Below are 8,217 nucleotides of genomic sequence, written 5' to 3'. Positions count from 1 at the left end.
GGCTACGGCTATCCGCCACCCGGCTCCCCTCCGCCTCCTCCCCCGCCTCCGGGCGCGGGCGGTCAGCCCGGAGGGCATCCGCATCCGTCCGCCGTGCCCGGCGGCGCACCGGAGCTCTGCCCGCAGTGCCGCACGCCCCGCGAGGGCGGCGCGCCGTTCTGCGAGGAGTGCCGGTGGAACTTCCTGACGAACACGGCCACCTCGTACACCCCGGCCGCACCTCGGCCCTCCGGGCCTGGGGCCGGACCTGGGCCTGGGCCGACGGGTCCCGGAGGACCCGCGGGGCCCGGTGGTCCAGGCGGTCCGGGCGGTCCCGCACCGTTTGCGAGTCCTGGTGGCCCGGCACCGTTCGCGGGTCCTGGCGGACCGGGACCGTTCGCGGGTCCTGGTAGTCCCGCACCGTTCGCGGGTCCCGGCGGACCGGCACCATTTGCGGGTCCTGGCGGCCCCCGTGGACCCGGCGGCCCTGGCGGGCAGACTGGGCCCGGGGATCCTGGTGGACCTGGTGGACCTGGTGGGCCGAACCCGGCGCTCCGGTTCCAGCAGCCGCCCGGGCCGGGTCCGGCCTTCGGCGGCGGTGACTCGTACGACTACCAGAGCTCGCGCCCCTCGCAGGTGAACCGTCCCGCGGAGCCCATCCCGCCGGGGCCGCCCTTCGGCGGCGAGCCCGCCGGGCCGACCGCTCCGCCGGGAGCCGGCGGCCCTCCCGGACCCGGTGGACCTGGTGGCCCCGGTGGACCTGCCGGCCCTGGTGGTCCTGGAGGTCCCGGAGGCTTCGGTGGTCCGGGTGCGGGTGGTGGTCCGGCGGCCGGTGGGCTGCCGCAGGGCTTCCAGCAGGCTGGGCCGCCCGCTCCGCCCACGTTCCCGGGCGAGACGGGACAGCCGGGTGCGCCCGCTCCCGGCGGGCCGGGCGGCCCTCAGCCGGGCGGTCCGTCCTTCGGTGGCGGGCAGGACGACTGGGTGATCTCCCCGCCGCCGTCCGGTCCCGGTGCGCCTCCCGCACCCGGTGGACCGGGGGCACCCGGTGGCTACGGATACCCGCAGCCGGGAGCCACCCAGGCCCCGCCCGCTCCCGCGTACCCGCAGCAGCCGGCCACCTGGACGGCGACGATCGGCCCGGACCGCGACTACTTCATGTCGATGATGCAACGCTCCGGCCCCGAGGCCGCGGGGCTCAACCTGCCCGCGTACTCCCCGGAGCAGCAGCGCACCCTCGTCGGCAACCAGCTGACCATCGGCCGCCGCCGTCACTCCACCGGTGACACCCCCGACATCGACCTGTCGGTGCCGCCGGAGGACCCGGGCGTCTCGCACCAGCACGCGGTCCTGGTCCAGCAGCCGGACGGCAGTTGGGCGGTCGTCGACCAGAACTCCACGAACGGCACCACGGTCAACGGCTCCGAGGAGCCCATCCAGCCGTTCGTCCCGGTACCCCTGCAGGACGGGGACCGGGTGCACGTGGGGGCCTGGACGACGATCACCGTCCGGCGAGGCTGAACACACAGCCGAGCGCGAGCGGACGGGGTCACATACGACTCACGGGAGGGGCCACGCATACGGCCCCTCCGGGTCGTCCAGCCACGCCCATTCGCGGTCGGCGCTGATCGTGATCCCGTACCGGTCGCGCGTCGGGTGCCCCTCGCGGTCCCACAGCGCGAGCGCCTCGTGCGGGTCGAGGCTGCCCGCGGTCAGGGTCAGCAGGAACCGGAAGAGCTCGTGGTCCCTGGCCCGGCCCGGCAGCCCGCCCAGATGGGGATGCAGCCGCGCGGGCCCTCCCCCGTCGCCGCGCAAGGGCACGAAGTACGCGGGCGTGTGCAGGAAACGCCCCTCGGCGGTCTCGGCGTCCCGTACCCGCAGCCGGATCAGACCCGTGGCCAGCGGCGTCAGGATGCGGGCGCCGGGTGCGCACTGGGCGAGCCAGGCGGGCGGGATCGAGAACAGCGTGCAGGTCGCGATGATCCGGTCGTACGGCGCGCGTTGGGGCACCCCGCGTGCGCCGTCGCCCGTGACGACGGTCGGGTGGTACCCGGCAGCGGCCAGATGCCTGCGTGCCCCCTCGGTGATGTCGGGGTCCAGGTCGACGGTGGTGACCAGGTCGTCCCCGAGGCGGTGCGCGAGCAGGGCCGCGTTGTAGCCGGTGCCGGCGCCGATCTCCAGGACCCGGTTGCCGTCCTCCACCTCCAGTTCGGCCAGCATGTTCGCCATCAGCGAGGGTTGGCTGCTGGAGGAGATCAACTCACCGTCGCGCAGGCGTGTGGCGAGCGGGACGTCGGTGTACGCGCCGCGCAGCCAGCGCTCGCGTCGCCTCGGGTCGCGTTCCTCGCCCCAGAGCCGCTCGTAGCCGCTCCCGCCCGGACTCCCGGCACCAGTGGAGGGGGCGGGCCCACAGCCCACGTAGTAGTAGGGCACGAAGAGGTGGCGCGGAACCGCCTCGAACGCCTCCCGCCACACCGGGTCGGCGTCCCAGGCTCCGCCGGCCCCGATCTCGCGCACCATAGCCGCCCTGGCTTCCGCGGCGAGGTCATGGTCCCGATCGACCGCATGTGTGCCCATATACACACTGTGCTGCGCGATCGGCCCCGTGGCGAGCACCGCGACGGGCCGAACCGGAATCGGCTCGTTCTTGATCGCCGATCGGAACGGTCCTGATCGCCGGCCGGAACCGTCTTGATCGCCGATCGGTGCGGTCCTAGGCCTTGAGTCCTCCGTCTCCCCGTCTGAGACCATGGGTGCGTGAATGAGATTCGGCGCGGCACACTTCAGGAGCAGACCTTCTACGAGCAGGTCGGCGGCGAGGAGACCTTCCGGCGGCTCGTGCACCGCTTCTACGAGGGCGTCGCCGAGGACCCGCTGCTGCGGCCCATGTACCCGGAGGAGGACCTGGGCCCGGCGGAGGAGCGCCTCGTGCTGTTCCTCATCCAGTACTGGGGCGGCCCCACCACATACAGCGAGAACCGCGGGCATCCCCGCCTGCGGATGCGCCACGCCCCGTTCACCGTCGACCGGGCCGCACACGACGCCTGGCTGAAGCACATGCGGGTGGCCGTCGACGAGCTCGGTCTCTCCGAGGAGCACGAGCACACGCTGTGGAACTATCTGACGTACGCGGCGGCTTCGATGGTGAACACCGCGGGCTGATGGTGAACACTGCGGGCTGAGGCCGGTTCGCCCCCGTGGCGCGCACATTCCGGTCGTTGAGCACCGAATTCCGGTCACGATCCGGTCAAGTCCGGCTCACGGGCGCTTACCGGCTGTCCCCACCTTCTGACAGCATCACCCGGAGGTCTCCGGTGATCCCGGGGCCGGGGACGGCTGACGGGGGGCCGGGTGACGGGGTTCGTGTTTCTGCGCGTGCGGGCGCACCGGCTGCTGCTCGCCGCCGCGCTGCTCACCGTCGTACTGACCACGGTGGTGCCGACGACCCTCACCGCGTACTCGGGCGCGATCGGCGACGCGGCCCTGCGCCACTCCCTCGCCGCCCCCGAGAACGCCGTCGGCACCTCCCTGATCGTCAAGGCGGACACCCCGTCCGCGGACGAGCGCGCGGCCGCCGACCGTGCCGTGCGGGAGGGCGCTCGACGGACCTTCGACGGCATGCCGGTGACCTTGCGCACGCTCGTGCGGTCCGGCCCGTACGCCCTCCCGCGCTCCCTCCAGCCACCCGCCGCCCGGTCCGGCAACCCCGATCTCACCCACTTCGCGGCTCTGGACCGCACCCAGGTGCGGGTCGCCGAGGGGCGGCTGCCACGCGGTGGCGGCAGCACCGTCGAGGTGGCCCTGCCGCAGGCCGCCGCCGATCCGCTCGGGCTGAAGCCGGGCGCCCGCCTCACCCTCACCGACCGCTTCGACGGTCCCGACGTGCGCGTCCTGATCACCGGCCTGTACCGGCCCGACCGGATCACCGCCCCGTACTGGCAGGTGGACGACCTCCGCGGCCGCGGTGTCCACAAGCTCTCCTTCACGACGTACGGCCCCCTGCTCACCGATCCGTCCGTGCTCGCCGACAGCCGGGTGAGCAAGGGAGAGTCCGCCTGGCTCGCCTCCGCCGACTTCGCCACGCTGACGACGGACCGGATCGGCGCGCTGCGGCAGGCGGCCCGTGACGGTACGGCCGCGTTGGGCGCGTCCGACGCCCTGAACGGCACCACGGCCGCGACGACCTCACTGCCCGAGATCCTGGACGACGGCGAACGCTCCCTCCTCGTCTCCCGCTCGACCCTGCTGATCGTGGCGCTGCTGATCGCCCTCCTCTCGGGGTACGCGCTGTTCCTCGTGGCCCGGTTGCTGAGCGCCGAACGGGCGGGCGAGACCCGGCTGCTCAGGGCGCGCGGCAGCTCACCCCGCCGGGTCACGGGGCTCGCCGCGCTGGAGGCGCTGTTGCTCGCGGTGCCCGCGGCGGTCTGCGCGCCGCTGCTCGCCGGGCCGTTGACGCGACTGCTCGCCGAGCGGGGGGCGCTGGCCCGGATCGGGCTGCACATCGACACCTCCAGCGGGCGTGCGGAGGTGTGGCTGGTCGCGGCGGCGGTGGCGCTGGGGTGCGCGCTCGCGGTGACGGTGCCGGCGCTGACCTCCGGCTCCTTCACGGTGCGGCGGGCCCGCACCCTGCCCGCCCCGGTGCGCGCCGGGGCCGATGTCGGGCTGCTGGTCATCGCCGGGGTCGCGTACTGGCAGTTGGACCGCCGGAACACCGGCGCCCTCTCCGGCGGCATCTCGGAAGCTCCGGGCTCCGCTGAAGCAGGCGGAAGCCCCGTCGGCACCCTCGGCATCGACCCGCTGCTGGTCACGGCGCCCGCCCTCGCCCTGCTCGCCGGCACCGTGCTCACCCTGCGGCTGCTGCCACTCGTGGCCCGGCTCGCCGAGCGCCGGGCCGCGGGCGGCCGGGGCCTGCCGAGCGCCCTGGCCGGCTGGCAGTTCAGCCGCCGCCCGTCGCGCGGCGCCGGCCCGGTGCTGCTCCTCGTCCTCACGGTCGCCCTGGGGATGCTGGCGATCGGCGAGGGCGCCTCCTGGAACCGCTCGCAGGACGACCAGGCGGACTTCCGCGCCGGTACGGACGTCCGCGTCCTCGCGGGCGGCGCGAACGGCCTCGGCGGCTCCGGGCGCTACGCGGACATCGACGGCGTACGGGCAACGGCACCGGCCATCCGTACGGCGATGCCGTTGTCCGGCGGCCGGACAGCGACGGTTCTGGCCCTCGACACGGCCTCAGCGGCCGACGGACTGCTGCTCCGGCGTGACCTGGCCTCCGAGCCTGTACGGCCCCTGCTGGCGGGCCTCCCCCCGAAGGGGAGGACGGCGGGCCCTCGGCTGCCCCAGGAAGCGACGGAGCTCCGCCTGGCGCTGCGGCTGAGCAGCGACCGGGACGGTGGCGACGCGGCGGACACGGACGGCAGCGGCGAGAGCCCCGAAGCCGATGTGACGGTCACTCTGCAGGACCGCTACGGCGTGCCGTACCCGGTCCCCGCAGGCCAGCTGGCCGCCGACGGACGGCTCCACGTCCTCGCCCTGGACCTCGCCCGCGCGGCCGATGCCCCGACGGGCCGGGCGGCCGAGCCCCTGACGCTGACCGGCGTGCGGCTGACCATGGAACAACCGGTCGGCGGCGCCGAGCAACACCGCCTGTCCCTGGAGAAAGTGAGCGCCGTCCGCGCCAACGGGCCGGAAAAACCGCTGCCGCAGGCCACCTCCTGGACGGTCACGTCGCGTACAGCCAGCACGTCGCCGTCCGCGGACGATTCCACGCTCCCGACGACCCCGCGTGTGGAGGAGTCGCCACCGGGCTCCCTCGTGGTCCGCTACGGCACCGGGTACGTGCCCCGCGACCTCTACTGGAGGCCCGAGTCGTTCACGGTCCGCCTCCGGGTGACCCAGCCTCCGGCGTCCGAGGTGACGGGCGTCGCCACCGACCGGTTCCTCGCGTCGGCCGGACTCTCCGGTACCGGGCAGCGGATGGACGTCAGATTCGGAGACTCGACGGTGCCGGTACGGATCGTGCGGAGCGTAAGGGCGCTGCCGACGACCGAGGAGGGCGGCGACGGCGCCGGCGGGGCGCTGCTGGTCGATCTCCGGTCCGTGAACCGCGTGCTGGAGGCCCGGGACGACGAGACCGCCGAGCCCACCGAGTGGTGGCTGCGGACGGCGCCGGGCGCGGCCGGGCGGGTGGCCGAGGAGGTGCGGGCGCGTCCCGATGTCGAGCCGTCGCGGGTCGTCGTACGGGACGAGGTCGCGGACCGGTTGCGGGACGATCCGTTCGGGGCGGGTACCGAGGCCGCGTTCGCCGCGGTGGCGGTGGTCGCGGCCGCACTGGCCGCGGTCGGGTTCGCGGTGAGCACGGCGGGATCCCTGCGCGAGCGGGCCGACGAGTTCGCGGTCCTGCGCGCGCTCGGCGCCCCGCGCCGACAACTGGCCCGTCTCATCGCCGCCGAACAGGGCGTCCTGGTGGCCGTGGCCCTCACGGCCGGCGTCGCCCTCGGCACGGTCCTCACCCGGGCGGTGATCCCCAGAATCGTCCTCACTCCGCAGGCTTCCCGGCCGGTGCCCGAGGTCCTGGTGGAACTGCCCGTCGCCCCCGTGGCCCTGCTGCTGGCCGCGGTGACGGTCACCCCGCTCGCGGTCACGGCCGTGCTGGCGGCACGACGACCGGACGCGGTCGGCACGCTGCGGCGCCAGGGAGGTGAGTGACGCGGTGCGTACGCGCTCCTCCACAAGTTCCCGGACTTCCCGCGTCACCCGGGTACGCGCACCGTCCTCCGTGGCCCCCTGGGTGCGGACCCGGCTGCGCGCCGCGACCGGGGCAGCCTGCGCGCTGGCCCTGCTGGTCGCGTTCACCGCCTGTCTGGCCGCGGCCTTCCCGCGCTCGGTGGACCGGTACGAGGACGCCGGCCTGCGCAGTGCCGTCGCCGAGGCCCCGGCCGAACAGACGACCGTGCAGTTCTACGCCCAGCAGTCCACGACCGAACTCCCGCCGGACGAGTGGGAGTCGGCCCTTCGCCAGGCCACGCTGCGCGAGCAGTACGCACGGGTGCTGGCCGCCGTCGAGCAGCCGCTGGTCGTCGACCGCGCCCAGTCGTCGTACGGCGTGCGCACCACCGAACCCCTGGAGGCACTGGACCGTTGGCTGCCCCGGCCCAGCGGGCTGCCCGCCCAGGTGTCACTCGTCGCGCAGAACGGCCTCGCCGACCATGCCCAGCTGCGCCAGGGGCGTCTGCCGCGCACCACCGGATCGGTCACCTCGCGCAGCCGCTCCGTGGAGGCCGCCGTCACCACCGAGACCGCCGAGCGCCTGCGGATCAAGGTGGGTTCGGTGATCCACGTCCCCGGCGTGCTGCGGGAGCCGCTGGCCGTGCGGGTCACCGGCATCGTCACCCCGCGCGAGCCCCAGGGCGCGTACTGGTCGACGCAACCCCTGCTGCGCACCCCCTCCCTGATGCGGAAGCTCGACGCGATTCCGCCCGCCAACACATACTGGCTGGGCGCCCTGCTCCTGCCCCCCGACGCGGCACCCGCCCTGCTGAGAACGCAGGGAGACCCGGAGCGCTACTGGCAACTCGCCCCCTCCGCCACCTCGTTGAACGCCCGTGACCTGCCCGGCCTCTCCTCCTCCCTCGCCGCGCTCGTGTCGGGACCCGGCCTGCTGGCGGTGCGCCAGGCCACCGACCCGGCGGCCGACGCGAACACCGGCCTGGACACGGTGCTCCGCTCCCACCAGCGCCTGCGCGACGGCATCGCTCCTCTCGTGTCCGTCGCCGCGTTCGGCACCGGAACCGTCGCGGCCGTGGTGCTTCTGATGGCGGGCGGTCTCGCCGCGGACCGCCGTCGTACGGAGCTCGCCCTGCTGCGCGCCCGCGGCGGCTCGCTGCGCGGTGTCACGGGACGGCTGCTGGCCGAGACGGCGGTCGTCGCGGTGCCCGCGGGCGCGGCCGGCCTGGTGGTCGCCCTCCTCGCGGTGCCCACCACGCGCTACGCCCACGCGGTGATCGCGGCCGCGGCCGTCACGCTCCTCGCCTGCGCCGCACTGCCCGTGAGCGCCGCGGCCCGCCACGCGGTCGTACGGGTCCACGGCGCACGCGAGGACCTGACCTCCGTACGCCCCTCGCGGCGCCGTACGGTCGCCGAAGTCACGCTGGTGGTGCTCGCGCTGGGCGCGGTGGTGGCGCTGCGGCGGAGGGGGACGGACGGGTCGGGGCCCTCCGACCCGGGGATCTCCGGGGGCTCGGAGGC

General features: G+C 74.9%; 4 protein-coding genes and 1 pseudogene. 4 read left to right on the top strand and 1 reads right to left on the bottom strand.

Annotated features, from left to right (window positions below):
• Positions 1 to 1,497: FHA domain-containing protein (locus FPZ41_RS47585; protein ID WP_194236406.1), on the top strand; the 1,497-nt coding region annotated here is incomplete at its 5' end.
• Between the two features lie 39 nt (positions 1,498 to 1,536).
• On the opposite strand, the gene FPZ41_RS42170 is transcribed toward FPZ41_RS47585, so the two are convergent.
• Complete coding sequence (locus FPZ41_RS42170) at positions 1,537 to 2,553, bottom strand: methyltransferase domain-containing protein (protein WP_152869656.1); 1,017 nt, start codon at positions 2,551 to 2,553, stop codon at positions 1,537 to 1,539.
• 180 nt (positions 2,554 to 2,733) lie between these two features.
• Here FPZ41_RS42170 and FPZ41_RS42165 point away from each other — a divergent pair, with 180 nt between their 5' ends.
• The 3 genes and pseudogenes from FPZ41_RS42165 to FPZ41_RS42155 form a co-directional block, all read left to right on the top strand.
• Complete coding sequence (locus FPZ41_RS42165) at positions 2,734 to 3,138, top strand: globin (RefSeq protein ID WP_322621428.1); 405 nt, start codon at positions 2,734 to 2,736, stop codon at positions 3,136 to 3,138.
• A 189-nt stretch (positions 3,139 to 3,327) separates the two neighbouring features.
• Entirely contained in the window at positions 3,328 to 6,678 is a 3,351-nt protein-coding gene (locus FPZ41_RS42160) for an ABC transporter permease (RefSeq protein ID WP_322621427.1), read from the top strand.
• 70 nt (positions 6,679 to 6,748) lie between these two features.
• Positions 6,749 to 8,217, top strand: a pseudogene (locus FPZ41_RS42155) (ABC transporter permease); the annotation flags it as partial.

The sequence above is a fragment of the Streptomyces acidicola genome (assembly GCF_009377235.1).
Taxonomy (GTDB): domain Bacteria; phylum Actinomycetota; class Actinomycetes; order Streptomycetales; family Streptomycetaceae; genus Streptomyces; species Streptomyces acidicola.
This window is presented reverse-complemented; position numbering and strand designations above follow the sequence as displayed.